Below are 20991 nucleotides of genomic sequence, written 5' to 3' on the forward strand. Positions count from 1 at the left end.
CCTATTCCAGCTCACCCTCTTTTTAGTTTTACACACTTGACGCCAAAGCGTTGTTCAACAAGCTGTTCAGCCTCTTGTTCCTCTTCCATTAGCATTGGACGCCAAAAAACGGCATTCTCAGCATCGTGTTCATTGTTCTCGGTTATTATCATGACATTCCCTATTTCATCTAAGCCAGTAATTCTCATTTGCCTCCGTTTTCGCTCCCAGTTGTTAATTTGTCTTCCAGTCCAGAAAGTAAATCCACGCTCCTTTGCTATATGCGCCGTTTGAAGCAAAGCCTCACGGACTTCCGGTGATCTGTGAATGCGTCCTTGATGAAATAAGAAATGCGCCACACCGCGTACCTTTTCCACCTCTTCTAAAAAGGGGACAATAACGCTCGCGTCCGTAAATTGCGGAATATCCTGTGTCAAAAATCCAATTTCCAGCACATCATAAAGACGGTTGCTTTCATTCGACCAAGCCATTGGATAATACGGTTGGCAAGTTCCGAAAAGAAACCCAGCCGCTCCCAATTTACTTGGCCCTCGCGTCTGATCGGATTCGATTCCGCATTCTTCACACCACTGAAACAGTTCTCCCCAACCTTCAAAACGGGTAAAGTGGTTTTTATTACTAGTCACCTTACTCTGGACAGTGTCCCGCAGCCACTCGTACTGCCGATTGAAGTCCGCTTTATCCCATCGCCCGCCTTCGTTGATATTGGCGTTGAAATGAAGCGCAAGCTCATGACCCTTTTCCTCAATTCGCTCATAAAGCCAAGCACTATAGCCCGGCTTCATCATGCACCAGGAGGAGTGAATGCCAGCCTCTTCCAGTGTTTGTATGGTAGTGATCGCATCTTCGTCAAAATTACGGTCACTATCATGAGAAATCATGGCAACTTTGTCCACACCTTCGGGCCAATAGTCGGAAAAAGGCACATGTTTTTGTTTTTCAATCATGCGTCTGAGAATATGAGCAACAACCACTTCCCGCCATAAATCAGCGTAAGGATGCGCGAAGTAAGGTTTTCCTGTATCGGTTATTTTTCTATCATGTTCCCAGTCCAGCTCAATACCGTCCTCCGCTTTTAGCAGCCCGTCGTTCAAGTTCCCGGTCCCATCTGAAGCTGGTTTACCGTCCTCCAGTACGGGTCCTGTCCCCTGCTGCAGCCCAACAATCGTTCCTATCACATCGACGCTCCACCGCTCGAGTTTCCCTAAGCCGATTGTAAATTGTTGCAACAGTGGCCCATTAGAAATTCCATGAGGTACAGTTGCGATTGTCCCCCACTCCTTGCATGCATCTGCAGGCTGTTTCTGCTCCACCCATGTCGAGGCGCCTAGAAACCGCAAAGGTCTCGTGTCCCCCAGCCCTTCCGGCAGTTGGGCATAGCCTGCGGTAAGTGACTCTTTTACGGTGAAGCCAAGCTGCCGAGCCAGGCCATTTAATCCGGCGAAGGAGACGATAATGCCGCCTCGCTCCGCATACCGACATAGGATATCATTAGCCGTCTCGTGACTTGGCGCCGATGCAATGAGGATAAGATCATACGTATTCTCCAATATTTGATGCAGTTCATCGATCCACTCGAAAGGGATGCCTGCATGAGAAATTACTTCACCAGCATAAAGACCGAACGAATTCAGCCCATATTTCAATCGCTGCTCAATGGACTGTTTGTCGCGCAATATCCCGATTCGCGCCATGTTCATGTTTCATTCTTCCTTTCCAGGTTAAGTCGAAGTACATTCGAAAGCTTGAATGAATCACCGAGTTTTACGTCCATATACACCCTTTTACCTCCATATTCGATGACCTTCTTATTCCCCATTCCAAGCCGCTTATGCGGAGAAGGCCAGCTTTCTTCCAGCTTAATAAGCGTCATATCTGATCGAAAAGATAGTAGTCGTCCGTCCAGCTGCGGATCATATATATAGTAGGCAGACGGCTTCAAGTAATCCGCGGAGTCAATTAGGGCAACTTGCCCTATAAACGCTTGTTCCAAGCTCTCGTCAACACGCTCAAGCTCAACTCCAATGGTGCGGGTTTCTGCATCCACCTTAGTTACAGCCCCCCGGTAAGCTGAATCGTCTGCTGTCCACTCACCCTCAGCAGTCCGGATGAGGGAGTAGCGTACAGCCTCAAGTTGGACAAGCTGGTCTTCCTGATACCGCAGCAACAGAGCCTTGGCATCCGATTCAAAGATTCGTCCTAGGGAATCGCGGTAACGCACCTTTTCACCTTCGTTATAAGAACTGAGAACAACATCCCGATGCACACCTCCCTTATACTGAATCACAATGCCCGTAGACATAGGGTGATGAGGTGTAAAATCTAAGACTGGCTCGAGCGGATGAATAGATTGCAGAAACGACTTTCCCTCAAACGGCTCCAGTACACTAATAAAACCTGTTGAATGAATCGCAGCATCGTCGTTGTCTTCATCTCGCCATAAAACATAAGGTTCCCAACGGGATTTCTGCATTTCCTCCCCGCCTCTTTCTCCAAGGCATAAGATGAGTTCGCGCTGCTCTCCTTTTGGAACTGTGTGGATTTTCAAGGATGCAGCACCATATGGGAATGTCCAGGAAACGGGTCGACTCACCTTTGCCTTGCGCAAAGCCTTCATCCAACCGAAGCCGGGTCTACTGTATAATGGAACATCCGAACCAGCTAGTGTACCTTCCATAGGCAGCCATTCCGTTTCTTCGATGCCTTCGAATAGCACGAATTCTGGCGTACAGTCCATTCCTACCGTATTATAATCGAACGTTTTCCCACCCGATAAGCCATTAAAATCAACAATATAAGCGTTTTCCAGATCAGGGGCCTGAACGATCCAACACCAACGCTCGTAATGCGTACCCGGGTAAGCGATCGTATTATCGAGTCCCGCCATTTGGAGCATGACACCCTCGTAGTGGCCTTTTTGACGTGAATAGGAAGGTACTTGATCCTTACCATCGACTAAAGCAACTGTACAGGCCGCCGCATGTGTTTCCCACGCCTCAAATTTGGGACTGAGCCAAGTAAATGGATATCTGCCAGCTGAGGCAAGCAGATGATACCCGTAGCCCCCAATCCACAATCCCAGTTTATCGCCATGACGGTGTCCGGCGGATGGCTGTCCGTATAGCATCACATGCTTGCAGTTGTGAGCATTCGTCCCTACACGGAACATACTCGTTTCGGAATCTTGCAGAAGGAAGGATGGTTGCAGCTGTTCGGACTTCGCCTCAAATTGTTGGTATTCCTCCCACTCAGCCGCCGTAGCAAGCAGTAAAAACGAGTGCTTATTGTTCGTCTCTCGAACACTCCGGAGGCGATAGACGATTAACTCATCCTGATCATATCTGGACAAAAGCCCGCCTATTACCGAACGAAGCGATGGCGAACGGCAATAAATAATTTCATAGGAAGGTGTATAAGCGATTTTGCCTTTCCGGCGATCTTCAGATATCGGTTCGTCATTATCCGCGAGCGTGTCGCCAAACATTGGCGTAAGGCTTCCCGAACGCAGCTTCGCAAAGAGTCCAATCACCTGTTTAAGACCAAAATCCGAATCTTCAAACAGATCAATTCCGTTTGGAAAATGCTCCTCATCCGTGAACCCGTAGTTGTTGTTCGCCATCATGGATACTTGCTCGCAAATGGCCGCGATATAACCTAATGAATCATAAATATAACGGCCATCTCGGAAAAAGTTATTACGAAACTTCGATTCCAAGCTATATTTTCCTCCATACAAAATATGACGCATTAGCTTGCCGCTTCCCATATACGAGGCGATAAGCAACTGTAGATAAATCCAACGCAGAGACCAATCGGCGTCGCGGGTTTTCTCAATTTCGCAGCTGTACAAAATGTAAGGAATCATTTCGTGGATTGCAGTGTTCACACGGAAAGGATCAGCCCTCGTCTTATTTTCTGCATCGGGTTTGGTTGCAAAAAAGCGATCCAAATCAGGACGAAGCTCTTCGCCAGCTTCATAAAGCAGGTCCGCAGCTTCAAAGAAGTTAGAAAGCCAATGGGATTCCGTCGTTGTCGGCTCAGATATCTGTACGGTATCGTAGTAGCCCGATCCATAGTTGCCGTTCATATATGGAACCAGCTCGGCAATTCGCCCAATTAATAGCAAAGCTTTGAAGGCATATCTTGTATCGCCAGTCAACAGGTACGCGTATGCCAAGTTATTGATCGCACCGGAGTTTTGCATGCCGGTCGTCTCTTCACAGACAGTTCTATCCTCCAAGACGGAGCAATACGGATTTCCCATCAACATGGAGAGGATGAATAAACGGTACGAAGCCGTAAACATATACCGTACACCCGGATTTGGAAATCCTTCCGGTGCTAAAAACCCTTGGCCGTCGTCGTCCATAACGACCTCTTCGCCCGTTGTAGGGTTTTGCAGCTTCATCCCGTTATACCACCATGTTTGGGTAGTAGGATTATAATATTGGTAAGGCCTCTCTAGACAAAGCTGGTAAGCTGTCCGCTTGCCGCCTGTGAGAGGATCCCCGAAATATTGCCCAACTGAAAGCGCCCTAGGGTTGCCCACTGGAACCAGCTCGAACAGTTCATCGTCACTTTTGGCAGCCCAGTATTCGGCAATCTGCAGGATCTCTTCTTTCACTCGCCCGCCCCAATGCGTCGTATTTGCGGACTCCCTAGCTCGGTCAACATCGGCTCTTGTTAATCTAGCAGTAAAGCCCTTACGTTTCTCCGTCATATAGCCGTATATTTCTTGGGGAATCTTCCACTTTTCCCATCGAGTGAAAAAGAATGTACTCTCCGCTTGAACCTTATTCTTTCTCGTCTCGATCTCCTCTTCGCTCATCCCCCGAGTCAGCAGCAAATCGCCCATTCCAAACCCCATCGTCGGCCTATCACCTGGAATACCCGACCACGTAATCAGTGTCGTCTCGGATCCTCTCTTCAGCGTACGAACCGCATTAAACCCGAGGATTCGCTGCTCTTGCGACTCGATTCGCAAAAAACGAAGCGGCATACGCAAAGTCAGGTCTGCATAGCCTTCCGAAGTCGAAATCGAAAAATGGATGTCCTGCGGAATCTCCAGCCGTTCAATCTCGTACAGGAACTCCTCATACATGACGCTGCCATCCTGTTTAAACTTCATCGAAAATGCCTGATGCCGTTTCCTGCGCGTATGGCCAAAATTGAAAAAAAGCGCGACTTCGCCGTCGGCTTCGGGAGGGACAGTCTCATAACGCAAATTCATGCAAAAATGATCCAATTCCGTGTATGCTCGGAATGAAATTGTGTGATCCGCATCCACTAGTTTAACAATCTTCGCTCGGAAACCTGGATCGGCAATCTTAAACTTCTCCGATTGGGAAGCTTCAAAGAAGCTATTTTGCTCATTTACCAAATAAATGGGATAACGGTTGACCTCTGTTGTCATGATCGACTGCTCTCCTTTCGGTTCAAGAGTCTCCAGCTTACTGAACTTTTCCGCGCGCATCTACCTGTAGCACCCTTTCCATTTGGCCGTTACGAATGCCGATTAACTGATCGTGCATGTTTGTCGTCGTGCAGCAGTGGTTCGGGAGAAATAGAAGCTGCTGCCCAATCGATAGCTTCATTCCTTCTGGAACCCTTATGGTTCCGTGCTCTTCGCTTAACCATTCAATAATTACGTCCTCACGGCCGTATAACGTTCCATAGCCCTTCCGATGGGGGTTTAAATCACTGGAAAAAGTCTTGGAGCCCCCATCAATGATGACCATCCCGTCCCGCGGAGCGCTCACTACTGTTGCTGCCACATAGAGGGCACAGTCTTCAGCTTCAGCTACGCCAAGATCCCGTTGGATGCCGTCGTTGTACACATAGGAACCGGGACGCATTTCGGTTACACCGATTTGTTCGGCTATAAAGGCTGCAGTTGGCGTTGACCCAACGCTAATTTGTTCGACAAGGATCCCATCTCTCTTCAGCATCGCCTGTGTCATCACTAACAACTCGGCTTCTTTTCTGGCTGCAGCACACAGTTCTTCTGTACTCTTGGATCCATACGAATTTCCAGCATGAGTCATGAGCCCGGTAACCCTCAAACCGGGAAGAAGGCTCATTTCCTTCACTAGCAGCGCTGTTTCTTCGCCAGGCTCTCTGCCGCAACGGTCCAAGCCGGTATTGACGTCAACGTAAACCGCCACTTTGCAGCCCGTGGCCTCCCCTAGATGGGACAATCCACGTGCCACCTCAAGATCATCTGTACTGACCGTCACATCCGCACGAAGCATTAATTGGTGCAAGCGGGTAAGTTTTGCCTTCCCTACAATGGGATAGGCAATAAGGATATCCCGAATCCCTGCGTTTGCCATCACTTCTGCTTCGCTAAGCTTGGCCACCGTAATTCCGTTCGCTCCTAATTGGAGCTGCTTGTGGGCAATCCATGTATTTTTGTGGGTTTTTGTATGAGGCCGGAGTTTGACTCCAGCAGTCTGAGCCGATTGCGCCATCCTTTTGAGATTGCGCTCCATGATATCCAAATCTACTAAGACACTAGGGGTTTCAATTGTTTGAAGCGCTTCGGGCAGTTCATAGATTTCTTTCATAATCGATCCTCCCATTACGCAAGTTTGATGACTTGACCGCCATCCACCACGAGGTTATGGCCCGTCATGTAACGAGATTCATCTGTTGCTAGAAATAAGGCAGCATCCGCTATCTCATCCGGTTGTCCGACTCGTCCCATCGGTATGGTTTTGACATAATCAGCTATGGCCGGAGGATCGTCAATCAACGACTTCGTGAGCCGAGTTTCAATAAAGCCAGGACATAGTGCATTCACCCTGATTCCGTAAGGTGCAAGCTCAAGCGCCATGGACATACTGAGCAGGTTCATGCCGCCTTTGGTCACATTGTAATGTGCCTGCATGGCTTCCGCGTTAATACCATTAACGCTTGACATATGAATGATTGAGCCGCCGGTACGCCGTTCCATCATTTCTCGGGCAACTCGCTGACCGACGAGAAAAGCTCCCTTTAAATTCACATTCATGTGTTCATCCCAATCTTCCTCAGAGATGTCTAAAAATGCGCTCAATCCACAAATGCCTGCATTGTTAACTAGTATATGTACGGCACCCCAACATGCGATGACTTCGTCTACCAATCGGTCAACCTGACTCTTCACCTGAACATCAACCTGAACCGTCATTACCTCGCCGCCCTCGCGCCGAATTAGATTAGCTGCCTCTTCTAGAGCGGTGAGACTCCGTCCAGCAATTGTCACCTTCGCGCCTTCTTTAGCGAAACGAGAGGCCGTCGCCAGTCCGATGCCGAGCGAACCTCCTGTAATGATTGCCACTTTACCCTCAAGTCTCATTGCGATTCCTCCTTAATCAATCCCCCATTATTAGGGTATGATGCCCTGAACTCTTAACCCTCCGGTATGACAGCAACAACGTCCACTTCCACGCGTACGGTCAATTGGCTGCCGACCGTTGTTCGAACGGGACGAACAGGTCCTGGAAAAAGCTCTTTGTATACACTATTAAACCGTTCAAAATCATTTATATCTTCCAAATGTGCCGTAACTTTAACCACATCATGCAAAGAAGCTCCCGCCGCATTCAGAATGGCTTCCAAGTTACGAAACACAAGCCGTGTCTGCTCTTCAATCGTTCCCTCCACAATCTCTCCCGTTACAGGATCTAACGGTCCTTCTCCTGATGTATAAATAAGATTACCTACTAGAATTCCCTGTGAATAAGGACCGGTATTTTGCGGAGCTCCGGTTGTGCTAATCTCCTCTTTGACCCATTTAATAGCCATTTGAATTACCTCCAGCTTTCTACTCCGCACCATTCAACAATGGCGGTGATATAAATTTTGGTTAGTTTGATCAAGCTTTCAATGTCTACAAACTCGTCTGGAGCATGAGCATTCTCTCCGACCGGTCCAAGAATGACAGCCGGTGTATCAGAGTAACAATTAAACATAAAAGCGTCACATGCGAATGGCGCCGTATAGGCTCCAACCGGCATTCCCCACTCCTCTTCCGCCTGCTGCAGCAAAATGTTAGTAAGGGGTGTTTCGGCACGGCTTCCAGGAAGAAAACGAGTGATCAACTCCCAATCGACCTCAAGCCCAGCCAGTTCCGGTAGTGAACTTACGGAGCGAATCGCACCAATAAATTCAGACTCCAAAGCTGCGAACGACTCGTCTGGCAAACATTCGACCCATATCTCAATCATGCACGTCTCCGGAATCCCATCCGCCATGCCGGGCTCGAAACTTCCGGCTCCAATCATTGACAGCACAACAGCAGGACTTTGAGACTCACCCGTCGGTGTAATGAAACCTTTTCTCTTCTGCATGTCATTCTGGTAGCTCTCAATGGCTCGAACAAGGTGTGCCATTCCGTAAACCGGATTTCGCAGATCTTCACCTCCGAACCCCATGCCCCCTTTGCCTCGAACTGTAATTCTCCAGGCTGCTCCACCCATGTGCGAAGCACAAACCCGCAAGTTACTTGGTTCGGGAACGATCGCAGCATCTGCTCGATTACCGCGAACACGGCCTGCCAAAGTTCCGTTGGCACCGCCCATCTCTTCATCCACTACGCTCTCGAAACTTAGATCTCCGAGCAAGTGAATTCCTTTTTCCTGCAAATATTGAAAAGCAAGCAGCGCTGCAGCAACACCGCCTTTCATGTCGTTCGAACCCCGACCGTATAAACGATCACCAATGATGACAGGTTGGAAAGGGTCCTCTGCTGTTTTGCCGGGAATGCCCGGCACGACGTCCGCATGAACGGCAAAGAGCAGCGACTTGCCTACGCCCTTTCCCTTTTTGGAAGCATATAAATTCGGCCGATCCGTATAGTTGCGGTCTCCCCAGAAAGCCTGATGCGTTCTCAGTCCAACTACCTCAGATAATGCGTACTGCTCTGTATCGAAATCGAGCTCTGTTAACGCTTTCTCTAGGTATTTCTGCATCGGCAATTCGTTTCCATTGGGAGGTTTATTTTCACTCGGAATGGCTACCATTTCCAAAAGCATCTTCACTAGATGGTCTTTTCGACTTTGTACCCAGCTTTCCAGATCTTGGTCTGTAAATATCACTTTGCTCAATGTTATTTTCCTCCATCCGAACCGCATAATTGATGTAAAAGCCCTAGCACCGCTTCGACCATTCGTTCTCCGGAGTCAGGGGCCAGCCGGGTCCGAGACGTTAAACGAGTCTCGTATCCGCCTTGAACGAACGCTTCCCGGGTGGCTACATACCCGTTGACGCCGTTGGCATAAGTAGCGATTAGAGTAAGGGGAAAGGGTGATCTTTGTTTAAGGTTGTGACCGAACTCCACAAATAATTCACATGGAAAAGCTGCAATGGCGGACGCTCCAACTCGAAGCGCCTGAATTTCGATGACTGCGTTCGTTTCCTGTCGCTCTCGGAGAGTATGAAGCTGCCTGGCAAAAAAGATATCTGCCTCCGGAATTGCTTTGCAAGTCTCAGGTTGTTCAGCCGTACGAAGCAGTACTTCAGCCTGCAGGAGTTCATCTGATGAAGGTTTACGAACCGTAAGGGAAAGCTGCTCGCATCGCCCTTCTACATGAAGCGAATTCTCCGTGATGGCTTTTTCTCTAATTTTGATAACCTCACCCGCCAGCACTCTTCCCATATGACGAAAGGCATCTGGCTCAGGGTGCGAAGTATGCATAAAATCAAGATGATTAATATTCCCGCAAGCCCCGTTAAGAAAAAGACTTACAAATGAATCACCGTAAACCGCTTTCAATACACGGCTAATTTCCCCCGGGTAGTCGGCACTATATTGCTTTCCGCCTATCGTGTCAGGATGACAGGCGAAATTCGTAATGACTCCAAGCGGACTGCCGTCTTCACCATCCAGACGAATGACGAATACGTCTGAATCGATAGGACCTGCCGGCTCCACAATATCTGGATTGTTATAGCCTGGATTCGTCCGCAGACTTCCATCCCTCATAAAATAACGGCGGTTGAAAGAGATTCCCTCCGCTCCGCCTTTGGCGAAACCAATTTGGGCTTTACGCTTGATCGCATAAGCCAAAACCGCTGCATCCGCAGCCTTTTTGATTAAGAAAGTCGTATACTCATCGCCATCCGGACCGCGATCCCGATAAACGGGTCCGCCCGTGTGGGTATGTGTAGCAGCAACTAAAATATGGGATGCTGGAATTCCGGTCCCCTCTGTCACCTGTTTGCGGATGGCGGCTACTTCTTCCTTTTCAATCCCTATCGCATCGAGTACGATAATAGCCGTGAAGCTTTGGCCGTTTCCGAGCACAACGGCTTTGGCGTGCAAGTTGTCTTTGATCCCTAGGGCAGGTCTCGGAGTAAAATAACCTGGAATGGCAAACCCCAGCGGGGGCGTGATATCCATTTCGTATAAGCCGCATTCCATCATGGTGTGTTCCTCTCTTTCAGATCCGATTTCTCACGGATACGCCAAGTTTCTGCTCGACATAATCCCTACAAACCTTCAAACTGTTCAGAGGAGTGCTCGTTGACTGATCAATTTCGATCGTCATCCAACCGTCGTAATGGATTTCCTCCAAGAGACGAACAACAGCCGGAAAATCAATTGATCCAAGCCCTAGCTCGCAAAATATTGGCAGGGCCTCGTCCCCGGTCAAAACGGGGAATTTGCTGCGATCTGGGTCGTCCGGAGTGACGTCTTTGATATGCATATAAGCAATTCTATCCTTGTATCTCCGCATTACGGTGACTGGATCCATGCCCGCCTTCGTGAGATGGGCTGTATCCGGGCAAAAGAAGACGAAGTTCGGATCCGTCATTTCCATAATGGCATCGAGTTCGTTTTCATTCTGAAGTTCCGTATGCAGATGCGGATGCACACAGGCTTTCACGCCGAGATCGTAGCATCGTTTGGCAGATTCATTCATCGCTCTTGCTGCGATCTTTAATTCCTCTAACGTCGTTCCTCCGGCTGTTCGCGGTCCTCTAGGTCCTAGTACGATCCGATCGCTTCCGTTCAGAGCGGCAAATTTAGCGACACGGGTATTATATGCCACTGTTTCGTTGAATTGCATAGGATCGCTGAATCGGCCCCCACCGTATAATGCGGACAATACAAGATCATGTTGCTCAAATAATGCTTTGAATTCATGAATGCGATCCTCATATTTCAGCGCGATTCTAGTAAAGGTTTCACAAGCTGGGAAGCCCAGAGACGACGCTTCCTCCATCCCTTTGACGAAATCTTCTTCCCATGTAATTAAGTGGCAGGATACTTTCATCTTCAACATTGTAACTCCTCCTAAGTCTCTCTTTATTGCCCATTGGGAGATATCCTTAAGGTATCCTATTTGTCCTTGAATAGGGATGGTATTTTATATGGAATTATGTCTTTTCATGAGAAACCTTCTTTAGTATATGGGTGATAGCTTTTCCAGATAGTAAACCCTGTTTTCGCATAGAAATCGACTTCTGACGTCCAATCGATGACCATTAGATGATGGTTCCGTTCCTGTAATACCCTCATGGCTGCTTGAAGAGCGGCTTTTCCGTATCCATAACCGCGATATGAAGCCGCGATGCCCAGTGGACCGATGCCGCCGCATGGATCCTGAAAACACGGACTCCAGAATTGATTGGCGGCCAGAATGGGAGAATAATCGTCATTAATACGGCAAAAACCGATTATCTTACCCGTCTTACGCAAGAGGATAAACTCTCTACCAGTCCCTCCTGATGCAAAATATCTCTTCGTCGTCTCTTCCCAACGTCCTGGAAAGTGTAAGTTCATGAAAGTGAGTATATCTCCGCGATCTGCTTCTCCAGCAACAGATATCGTGACCTCAGGCCCAACATCGTCCTCAATTAGCGCCTTACCTCGTAAATCTCCTAGCAGATCATAGGTTATACCCCGTTGTACGAACCCACGACGCTCTAGCCATTGTTTCATACCCATATAATGAGAGGGGACTCCGGGGAAGAAATGTCCAGAATCCCCGCCTAAAGCAATCGTGTTCATTCCTGCGTCCTTTAACGCTTTTTCAGCCAATTTGAGCAATGTACTGCCTAAACCTAAAGTTCTATAGAGAGAATCAACGAGCAGCACTGAAATGTAACCCACACCGAATCGTGAAACTTTACCTATGACAACGCCCACCAAATTGTCGGACGATTTATCCTCAACAACAAAAGAACCCTCCGATAAAAAATCCGGGTGGTTCAAAACGTTTTGACGCAAAAGACGAGTGCGGAGCGGAAAATCGCACCCAATTTCCCGATTCCACAGCTCACAAATTCCTTCAATATGTCTTGGACTTAGCTTCTCCGTTCGCAAATCCACCCTCCTCCTTATTTTAATAGTTTCGGGGGTAAATTAGGCCTGCTTTGAGGATATTTCTAAGGAATGGCGATATTCCGTTGGAGAAAACTTGTAATACTTCTTGAATACTTTAGCAAAATGCGCGTATTCGTTGTAGCCGACCGCATAAGCTACTTCGTACACCTTATTGTTCGAATCACTCAAAAGCTCGATCGCCTTTTCCATTCGCAATTTGGCTATGAATTGGGTGTAGCTCACGCCTACTTCTTCTTTGAACGACTTACTGAAATAAGTAGGCGACATCCCTGCAAGCTCAGCTGCATTCATCATGGAAAACGATTCGTTTGAAAAGTTCTGATTGATCTGTTTCAAGGATTCCAACATATTTTTGTGCGAACCCCAATTCCGAATATGCCGAATTTCTTCCATCGCACTTTGCAGCACCAACTTAATATGTCGTTTCAAAAGCTCGGCTTGACCGTTCCATTCATAGTCGGGAAGAGTTTGTATTTGAATTCGGTTTCCACTCATACCTGCTATTTCCGCTTGCAGCAAGTAAAACAAGTGAATATACATCTCCTTAAGTCGCGCTGAGTTTGCTCGATATGTCTGCAGACGATCGTGAATCTCATCAAGTTGCTCCCAAACAGCTGCTGTGTTGAGTACCCACATGTGCTTGGCCATCAACTCCGCTTCTGTCTTGCATAGGGCAATCCATTCACCCCGTTCGACAATTCCCTTGTAATCATTGCTCAGTTTCTTTTCAGTACAGACTAGCACTCTCAATACTTCATCTACATCAAGAGGCTTAAGCAGATAATCGGTCACTCCATGACGGAGTGCCTGTTTCGCATAACTGAAATCGCTGTATCCGGAAATGACAATCACTTCAGTTTGGATTCCACGGTTTCGGATCTCCTCAGCTAGCCTCAGCCCATCCATTAATGGCATTCGGATATCGGTAATGACAACATCCGGCATGGAGTCGCAAATAAGATCAAGTGCTTCTTGACCATTCTCTGCAAATGCGATGACTTCAAATGAAGATGTCTCCTTCTCAATGATTGTCTTTAAGCTTCGTTTCACAGATGGCTCATCATCAACAATGATCACTTTATACATGCCTCTTCCTCCCTGGCAATATAATGTCCATATGCGTTCCATTCGGCCCTGACTCACGGATGTAGATTCCGTATGGTTCTCCGAACGTAAGTCGAAGGCGGCTGTGCACGTTCCACAAGCCAATGTTTTTCTCTTGAAACTGATGCTCGCGAACCATTTGCCCCAGAGTGACATCTGTAAATAATCGATTCATCCTCTGGAGCGTCGCCTCTGTCATTCCATTCCCTCTGTCAATTAACGAAATGACGTATACACGGTCACCTGTAAAACGTCCTGATATTTTCAAATACTCTGGTTTGCGATCATGTTCTTCGTAACCGTGCTGAAAGGCGTTTTCTACAAGCGGTTGTAAAATGAGACGAACGGTGGAAACTTGCATCACTTCGCCTTCATCTACATCCCATTCGACTACAAGAGCTTCATAACGCTCTATTTGAACAGACAAGTAGGTTTGTATATGCTCAATTTCTTCCAAAAGTGTTACCGTTTTTTGTGGATTTCCTACATTATAGCGGAACATTTTGGCGATGGAGGTCAACATTTTACTTATCGGCCTTACTCCCGCTTCAATGGCATATGAATTCACTACCTCCAAAGTGTTGTAAAGGAAGTGTGGATTAATTTGCGACTGCAAGATGAGCAGGCTTGACTCCATTTGCTTGACTTCCATTTCTTTATTCTTCAACTCAGCCATATGTACGACTTCAATTAGCCGTTTGATTTCGGTGACCATGTTGTTAAAGCTACCGAATAAACTCCCAATCTCCTTGCCTTTATGCTCAGGTGCACGAACATCCAAATTACCGTCCTCAGCTTTTCGCATAAGCTTCTGAAGGAGAAGCAAGGAACGTGTTAATGGGAGTGTAAAAGTTCCAACCGCAATTAGAACCAAAACAACTAAAATGATACCAATCGCAAGCGTAAGATAACGTAGATTCATCAAACTGCCGATGAGCTCCTCTAACGGAAGTTCATCCACAATGACCCAGCCTGTAGATTTAAGATCATCGTAAATAATGAGTTTCTTTTTGCCTGATGACTGATCGATATAAAAGCCGTCCTTCTCTTCACCTTGTAGACCAGCGTAAGTTGGAACTGCCTCATTAACGTATTTTCCCCACAACTGTTCATCCGGGTGATAGATGATTCGATTCTCCGAATCCATCGCCCAGATCAAATCGGAATTGCCTAGCTTTACGTTTTCCAGCAAACGGGGAATCACTTTATAGTTCATGTCAATGATGAGCATTGCTCTTATTTTGTTTTTGGAGATATCCCGCAAATCGCGCGTGATCGTAAGCACATTAGAGGAGTTGACTTTTCGGACTCCTTCAATGTTGAAGTTTTTGAATGTCCGGTTCGTTGTACGCTTCCCCTTATATTCGCTAAAAGCTTCAAGAGAACCGCGGTCCTCGTAACTGCTGACAATCAGTCCGTCATCCGAGACAATGGAGAGATTGATAATGTCCGTTCGTACAGATAAAATACTTAAAAAAAGCTCATTTTCTACTCTTCGTTTCATCAAGTACATATCATACGTATCTGCATTTTTCGAATTTAAAAATTGATTCACTAAGGGGGAAGTTAATACGGGTGATGTAATAGTGCCAAGCTCCACGAAGTAAGAGTCGAGGTTATCATTAATTTGTTCCACAATTTGACGGCTGTAGTGTATCGCGTTGTTTTCGATACTTTGGGTAGACTTTTCGTACCAGATCATGCCGGATACTAAAAAAGGGATACAGACAAAGCCAAGAACCAGGATGGCTAATTTCATTTGCATCGATAGTTTCCCAATTCGGACCATCCGCATCCCACCTAAAAGTATTTAAAACATATTATATCATGGAAGCGTTTCATTTTGGACAGCCTTTTTTCGACATAGAGACTGTCCGACGGATTGAATAATACTTCTTCGGACTGACTCTTAGGTGACTTCTCCGCCGAAATGAGTTTTAGTATGATCATCAAACATCTTGTGCAGCGTTTGAATATATAGAAACACATCAAAAACTGGTTGGTACAGATCTTCATTCCGTTCTACATAATCGGACGTCTGAGACCACAGTTGTCGAGCATCCTCCGCCCTGCCTTCTGCCCTAGCCGCTAAAGCAGAAGCAAGAAGACTAACTATATCCGCATGAAATTGTAAATATTCCCATGACTTTGTGAGCGTTGGATGAAGTCCTGCTGCTAGGTTTCGATCCATAACAGGTCGAAATTCGTTAACTACCTCTTGCACAGACCGCAGTTTTTCAGCTGCTTCAATGCTGACCCTTGGCTTCTCCCCTCTCATATAAGGCGGATCAAAAAGGTCAGAGATCGTCTTCAAGTAAGTTAAACAGGCTTCACCCTCGTCTCCAAAGGAAGCCATGAAATATTCTTTGGCTAACTGTGTGAATTCTGCTTCGTCGTTCCATAACGTTTTTCCAAGTACATACATGCCCAAACCAGTTGGGAAAAAAGAGCGCTGTGTTTGATCACTGACGATTCCGTTTAATCGAAGGATCTTTAAATTTTTCACGTCTTGGCTGATCATATCCGCCATTTGAAAATATCCAGGATCCAAATAATGATCCCACATATGATGATACTCGTATGTGAAGCCATCTCCGTCAAATAATTCTTGCCACGCTTTCAGGAAGGCCACATTCTCCCGGATGTTCGTCGGGAACTTTAGACGATTTCGAACAAAGGGTTGGATTTCAATCCCCGTTGTATCTGAATCGTAGCTGCTGCTGTAGGTTCGGCTGATGGGTGCAAACAGAAGCATGAATCTACCTGGATTTTTCAACGTTTCGGTCTCTGGTACCCAAAGTAGATCCAAATACAGCAAGAACACGACTTTGGTGCTCAGATTCCTTGAAGTCAATTCCTCGTCCAATTCGTTTAACATCATCATATAAAAATCGGATGGTAACGCTTTTACGCAGTCTTCACATTCACAATGATTATTGAACGCATCAGCTAACCAAAAATGCAACATATCGATATGAGGGTTCTTTTGCGCATGATCAGCTGCATATTGGACAACTAACTTTCTTGCTTCTGGATTAGAAAAGCATAAATTCGTGTTCAGCGGAACACCGTGCCAAAGCTCCCTTTTTCCATCCACTAAGGCAAAGTAACGAGATTTCTCTTCATCGACCGCATAATCAACGGAATCCCAACCTAGACAAGGAAGTCCAAGCGGTTCTCCAGTCCAGCCGTGACCTACCGCATGATAGATTAAACCTCGTTTTTTGATCTCCTTCTCCATTTCAACCGTAAAGGCGTCCACTTGTTCGACTGTAATCGTCTCAGGTTGCTTGTACTTATTGTGTCGGTGACCATACCAACGATCAAAAAATGTATAAGGGGTTTTGAATTCCAGGAAGTAGGAATTGAAGCCTGCCTTCGGCGCCCAATGAATGTTATCAAGCATATTCTCAATACTGACGGCACCCTCGATGCAAAGCCCTCTATGTCGATAGGCAGCTTTTTCGTTAACCTTAGCACTTATGGACTCAAGAGCTTTCTTAGGTACATAATCTCCATCTGCTCCAGGTCGTAGAAAGCGGCATCCAGCCTCTTCAAGGAATCGATACACCCCCAACAGAACGCTGCGTGGATTGGAACCGGCAATATGTCCCTTTCCGCCCATTACGTTAATGTATATGGCATCATCCAATTCCGGATCTTCCAATTCGGTCATGGAAATACCAAATTCACCAAATGAACCTACCCATAAGTAAGGTGCTTCACTCTCGGAATAGATGGCTTCTTTGCGAAAGTCAATATGGTGCTCAGGCGACATGCGAAGCAGATAGTTTGTAAGTTCTTGGATAGCAAAGTATATGGTAGGATGTTCCTGAATGATCGCAATCGTTACAGCTTTGACCTGGGTATGGTTTAATCCCATATACGTAACCTCCTCCTATTCTTTTAAGGAGCCCACCATGGCACCTTTGACAAAATATTTTTGCAAAAATGGATAGACCAGTAAGATTGGAACCGTAGCAAAGATGATGACAGCGGACTTCATCGTTTCGACTGTAGAGTTTTCGATTTGCGTTTTGTCAAATTCGAGTCCGAGTTCACTATTTTGGACAATTCCCCTCAAGATAATTTGAAGTGGATACATGTCTTTGTTACGAATGTAAATCAGCGCATCAAAGTATGCATTCCACTCGCCAACAGCATGGAAAAGCCCAAGTGTGGCAAATACGGGCAGCGATAGGGGAATCGTAATACGTGCAAAAATGCCAAATTCACTACATCCATCGATTGACGCAGCATCAAACATTTCCGAAGAGATCCCCTGAAAGAAAGTCTTCATAATAATGACTCCAAACGCGCCAACAGCTCCTGGGATTATGAGCGCCCAGAACGTATTTGTCATTCCTAAATGATGAACGACCAGAAAGCGTGGAATGAGCGGAGCCGAGAAAACGAATGTGACAATCATGAGCTTCACAATGAGTTTTCGGCCAGGCATAAACGGTCTAGAAAGTGCATAGGCCATCGTCGAGGTAAAAAACAAATAAAACAAAGTGCCCATAACCGTAATATAGCAAGTAACGCCCATAGCCTTCCACATATGACCCTCGGTAAGGATAATTCGATATACAGACGTATTAAACCCTTTGGGCCATAAGAAGACTTGATCTAAATTCACGTATTCGTTAGAACTTAGAGAAACCGCGAGCACATGCAGCATGGGAGTAAGCATTGTACAGCCAAGAACTATGAAAAACAGTCCGTTAAGGATATGAAACATTCGTTCGGATTTATAAATGGGCATTAAATACTTCCTCCTCCGACAAGCGATCCCTTAGTAAATGCTTTCCCCAGTCAATTTCTTAGCTAACTTGTTCATCCCAAGAACCAATATAAGTCCAACTACCGCTTTGAAAAAGCCGATGGCTGTCGTATAGCTGAACTGAGCTTGCAGCAATCCAACCTGATATACGTATACATCGATCACATCCGACACATCCCTCACAATCGAGTTGGAGTAGATTAAGATTTCTTCAACGCCAGTATCGAGAAGATGTCCGACTCGCAGCAGAAGTAGAACAACTAGCGTAGGCATCAAACTGGGCAGTGTAATATACCACATCTGTTTCCAACGGTTGGCGCCATCTACAGTCGCAGCTTCATACAAGTTCGGGTTGATTCCCGCTATAGCGGCTAAATAAAGAATCATTCCCCAACCAACCTCTTTCCATATTGCAGACCCAACGACAATGCTTCGGAAAAACTGGGAATCCTGCAGAAATATTATTCTTTCCATCCCTAACCATGCAAGGAGATCATTGAAAATCCCATGCACATCGAGCAGTTGATAGAAAATACCTCCTACTATAACCCACGACAGAAAGTGAGGGAAATAAAGCACAGTTTGCACTGTCCGTTTAAATAATATATGCCTGATCTCGTTTAGTAATAGGGCGAGAATAATCGGTGCCGGGAAACTAAAAACTAATCGGTAAAAGCTGATAATAAGTGTATTTTTAAGAATACGGTAAAAATCCTGATACTCTATCATCTTCTGGAACTGCAAGAGTCCGACCCATTTACTTCCAGTAATGCCTTTGAACATATCATAGTTTTGGAAGACAATAATATTTCCAAACAAAGGTACATATTTAAAGATAAGAAAATGCAACATACCAGGTAGGCAAATAAGGACTAGAACCAACTTTCGATTGGAGCCAATCTTGTTTAATAAGGCTGGTATGTTGAAAAGTGCCGACTTCCGATTGGAAGAGATCTTGTTAGATAAGGTTGTATTGTTCATCAAAAAAACCACCTTTGCTCGATTACTTCCAAGCGTTTCTGGATTGCTTATGATGGGGATGGAAAGCTGAGTTTAAAAGGGGAAGTTTTCACTTCCCCTTCAATTATTTTAGCTTTATTTCTTTTTGTTCTTTGCGTACCAATCATTAGCTTCCTTGATAGCAGCATCGCCACCGCGTTTTTTCCAATCAAGTACAAAATCGTCGAAACCTTTGTCTGGGTCCAACTTGCCTGTCATGATCTTGATGACGGTATCTAGGAAAAGACTACTTTGAATATAGTTGAGCTCCGGCTTTGTTTTGATCGACTCTAGCGGCGGCATGTTAAGGCTCGGAAGATCGAACAGATTTTTATCTATGTAAGTCATGCCTTTTTTGATCAGCTCTGGATCGAGTATGCCTTCTTTTTTCACGACGTCGGGATTCAACTGTGTACTTCCAGCCGGATAAAGCAGGGATTGAAAGTGAAGTTTTTCCTTTGAGTTTACGTCGGATTTGACGTCATAATTAATTTGCCCATTTGATTCCGTGTAGTTAATGTCTTTGATCCCATAATTGAAGAACGTGTTCTTCTTCGCATCTTCCGTGTATGCCCAGTCAAGGAACTGAATGAAGCGTTCAGGATTTTTTGCTTTTGCATTAAGGATATACACTTTTGCAATACCAGCGCCACGAGGACCGAGTAAATATTGCCCGTTGCTTTGCTTAGCTCCTGGCAGCAAGTCAACAACCGCCTTTTTACTGTCGAATTTATCCGTTGTCCAAGTGTTTAGGTTTCTCAGATCGTGGCTCCACATGGCAACTTTATCGCTTTGGATCGCCTTGTTCCAATCCGCATCCTTGACATTTACAAAGTCTTTGTTAACGTAACCCTTATCATAAAGCAATTTATAGAATTTAATGGCATCCTTCATTTTGGGATTGATAATGTCAGGAAGGAATTGGCCGTTCACGTCGTGCCAAGCTAGCACATTGTTCTCTCCACCTGTAAGACCGAACGCATAAAAGAAGAAGTTACTAAATCCGAACCCTCCGCGCAGTTCATAACCAACTTCGTCATTTTGACCATTTCCGTTTAAATCTGTTGTCTTCACCTTCTCGAAAAAGGCGAGGTATTCGTCGAGTGTTTCCGGTTGCTTCATACCTAGCTTGTCAAGCCAATCTTTACGTATAAGTAATGCTTGTGGAGACATCGGAGTTATTGGTTTAGGAATCCCATAAATTTTACCATCTTTGCTAACGAGGGGATTCTGCCAGACGTAGTCTGGTATTTTTGCCTTAATATTTTTGCCGTACTTGTCGAGCAGATCATTCAGTTGAAGGAAAATGCCGTTCTCCACTGCGGTAGGGTGAGCTGGATCCGTAATTGATGACGAAGTAACTACTTCTGGAATGTCACCGGAGGCAAACCGGACTGTAACCTGCGCTGAATAATCGGAAGATGGGATGAACTCAAACTGGATGTTGGTGGGTTGGCCGATATAATCAGAAAACAATTTGGACATTTCAGTTGTGTACTTATCGTCTTTCTTCGCCTGTTTGGTGTAGGCGTACGCACCGTCGTTGGACAAAACGTTAAACGTTGCCGGGACCGGTACTTTGGATGTTTCTGTTGCTGTAGCTTTAGCATCTGTAGCTACAGGTCTATCCTTAGAACTGCATGCTGTTAGCAATGCGGAAATACTCATCGCAACTGTCAGTGCTACGGGTAACCACTTTTTCATGTACTTTTCCCCCTTTACCTTGCTGCAAATTGGGTGATGCTTAAATGTTTCTACGTTTCTTCAAGCT

At 46.0% G+C, this 20991-nt stretch carries 15 protein-coding genes; all 15 read right to left on the bottom strand.

Annotated features, from left to right (window positions below):
- Positions 1–11: 11 nt before the first annotated feature.
- On the bottom strand, positions 12–1700 hold the full coding sequence (locus ASD40_RS25460; protein ID WP_057305925.1) for a hypothetical protein: 1689 nt from the start codon (positions 1698–1700) through the stop codon (positions 12–14).
- Positions 1697–5473: a hypothetical protein gene (locus ASD40_RS25465; protein ID WP_057305926.1), complete on the bottom strand. Its 3777-nt coding sequence runs from the start codon at positions 5471–5473 to the stop codon at positions 1697–1699. The genes ASD40_RS25460 and ASD40_RS25465 overlap by 4 nt, the downstream gene beginning before the upstream one ends.
- Positions 5451–6566: an alanine racemase gene (locus tag ASD40_RS25470; protein ID WP_057305927.1), complete on the bottom strand. Its 1116-nt coding sequence runs from the start codon at positions 6564–6566 to the stop codon at positions 5451–5453. The genes ASD40_RS25465 and ASD40_RS25470 overlap by 23 nt, the downstream gene beginning before the upstream one ends.
- A 14-nt stretch (positions 6567–6580) precedes the next feature.
- A complete protein-coding gene (locus ASD40_RS25475; protein WP_057305928.1) occupies positions 6581–7339 on the bottom strand; it encodes an SDR family NAD(P)-dependent oxidoreductase in 759 nt (252 codons plus the stop codon).
- A 53-nt stretch (positions 7340–7392) separates the two neighbouring features.
- Positions 7393–7788: a Rid family detoxifying hydrolase gene (locus ASD40_RS25480; protein ID WP_200957464.1), complete on the bottom strand. Its 396-nt coding sequence runs from the start codon at positions 7786–7788 to the stop codon at positions 7393–7395.
- 5 nt (positions 7789–7793) lie between these two features.
- Positions 7794–9080 carry a M20 family metallopeptidase gene (locus tag ASD40_RS25485; RefSeq protein WP_235549413.1) on the bottom strand — a complete coding sequence of 429 codons (1287 nt, stop codon included), beginning with the start codon at positions 9078–9080 and terminating at the stop codon, positions 7794–7796.
- A gap of 11 nt (positions 9081–9091) precedes the next feature.
- A complete protein-coding gene (locus ASD40_RS25490) occupies positions 9092–10408 on the bottom strand; it encodes a hypothetical protein (RefSeq protein WP_057305931.1) in 1317 nt (438 codons plus the stop codon).
- A gap of 16 nt (positions 10409–10424) precedes the next feature.
- Positions 10425–11270, bottom strand: coding sequence for a sugar phosphate isomerase/epimerase family protein (locus tag ASD40_RS25495; RefSeq protein WP_057305932.1), 846 nt, complete (start codon positions 11268–11270; stop codon positions 10425–10427).
- Between the two features lie 104 nt (positions 11271–11374).
- A complete protein-coding gene (locus tag ASD40_RS25500) occupies positions 11375–12313 on the bottom strand; it encodes a GNAT family N-acetyltransferase (protein ID WP_057305933.1) in 939 nt (312 codons plus the stop codon).
- A gap of 39 nt (positions 12314–12352) precedes the next feature.
- Entirely contained in the window at positions 12353–13420 is a 1068-nt protein-coding gene (locus tag ASD40_RS25505; protein WP_057305934.1) for a response regulator transcription factor, read from the bottom strand.
- Positions 13413–15227, bottom strand: coding sequence for a sensor histidine kinase (locus ASD40_RS25510; protein WP_057305935.1), 1815 nt, complete (start codon positions 15225–15227; stop codon positions 13413–13415). Before ASD40_RS25510 ends, ASD40_RS25505 begins: the two co-directional genes overlap by 8 nt.
- Before the next feature lie 120 nt (positions 15228–15347).
- Positions 15348–17321 (bottom strand): DUF4838 domain-containing protein, encoded by a 1974-nt coding sequence (locus ASD40_RS25515; protein ID WP_057305936.1) that lies wholly within the window; start codon positions 17319–17321, stop codon positions 15348–15350.
- A 15-nt stretch (positions 17322–17336) separates the two neighbouring features.
- A complete protein-coding gene (locus ASD40_RS25520) occupies positions 17337–18203 on the bottom strand; it encodes a carbohydrate ABC transporter permease (RefSeq protein ID WP_057305937.1) in 867 nt (288 codons plus the stop codon).
- A 30-nt stretch (positions 18204–18233) separates the two neighbouring features.
- On the bottom strand, positions 18234–19202 hold the full coding sequence (locus ASD40_RS25525) for an ABC transporter permease (protein ID WP_082562442.1): 969 nt from the start codon (positions 19200–19202) through the stop codon (positions 18234–18236).
- Between the two features lie 114 nt (positions 19203–19316).
- Positions 19317–20924 carry an extracellular solute-binding protein gene (locus tag ASD40_RS25530; protein ID WP_057305938.1) on the bottom strand — a complete coding sequence of 536 codons (1608 nt, stop codon included), beginning with the start codon at positions 20922–20924 and terminating at the stop codon, positions 19317–19319.
- Positions 20925–20991 lie beyond the last annotated feature (67 nt).

This window comes from Paenibacillus sp. Root444D2, assembly GCF_001426375.1.
Lineage (GTDB): Bacteria > Bacillota > Bacilli > Paenibacillales > NBRC-103111 > Paenibacillus_E.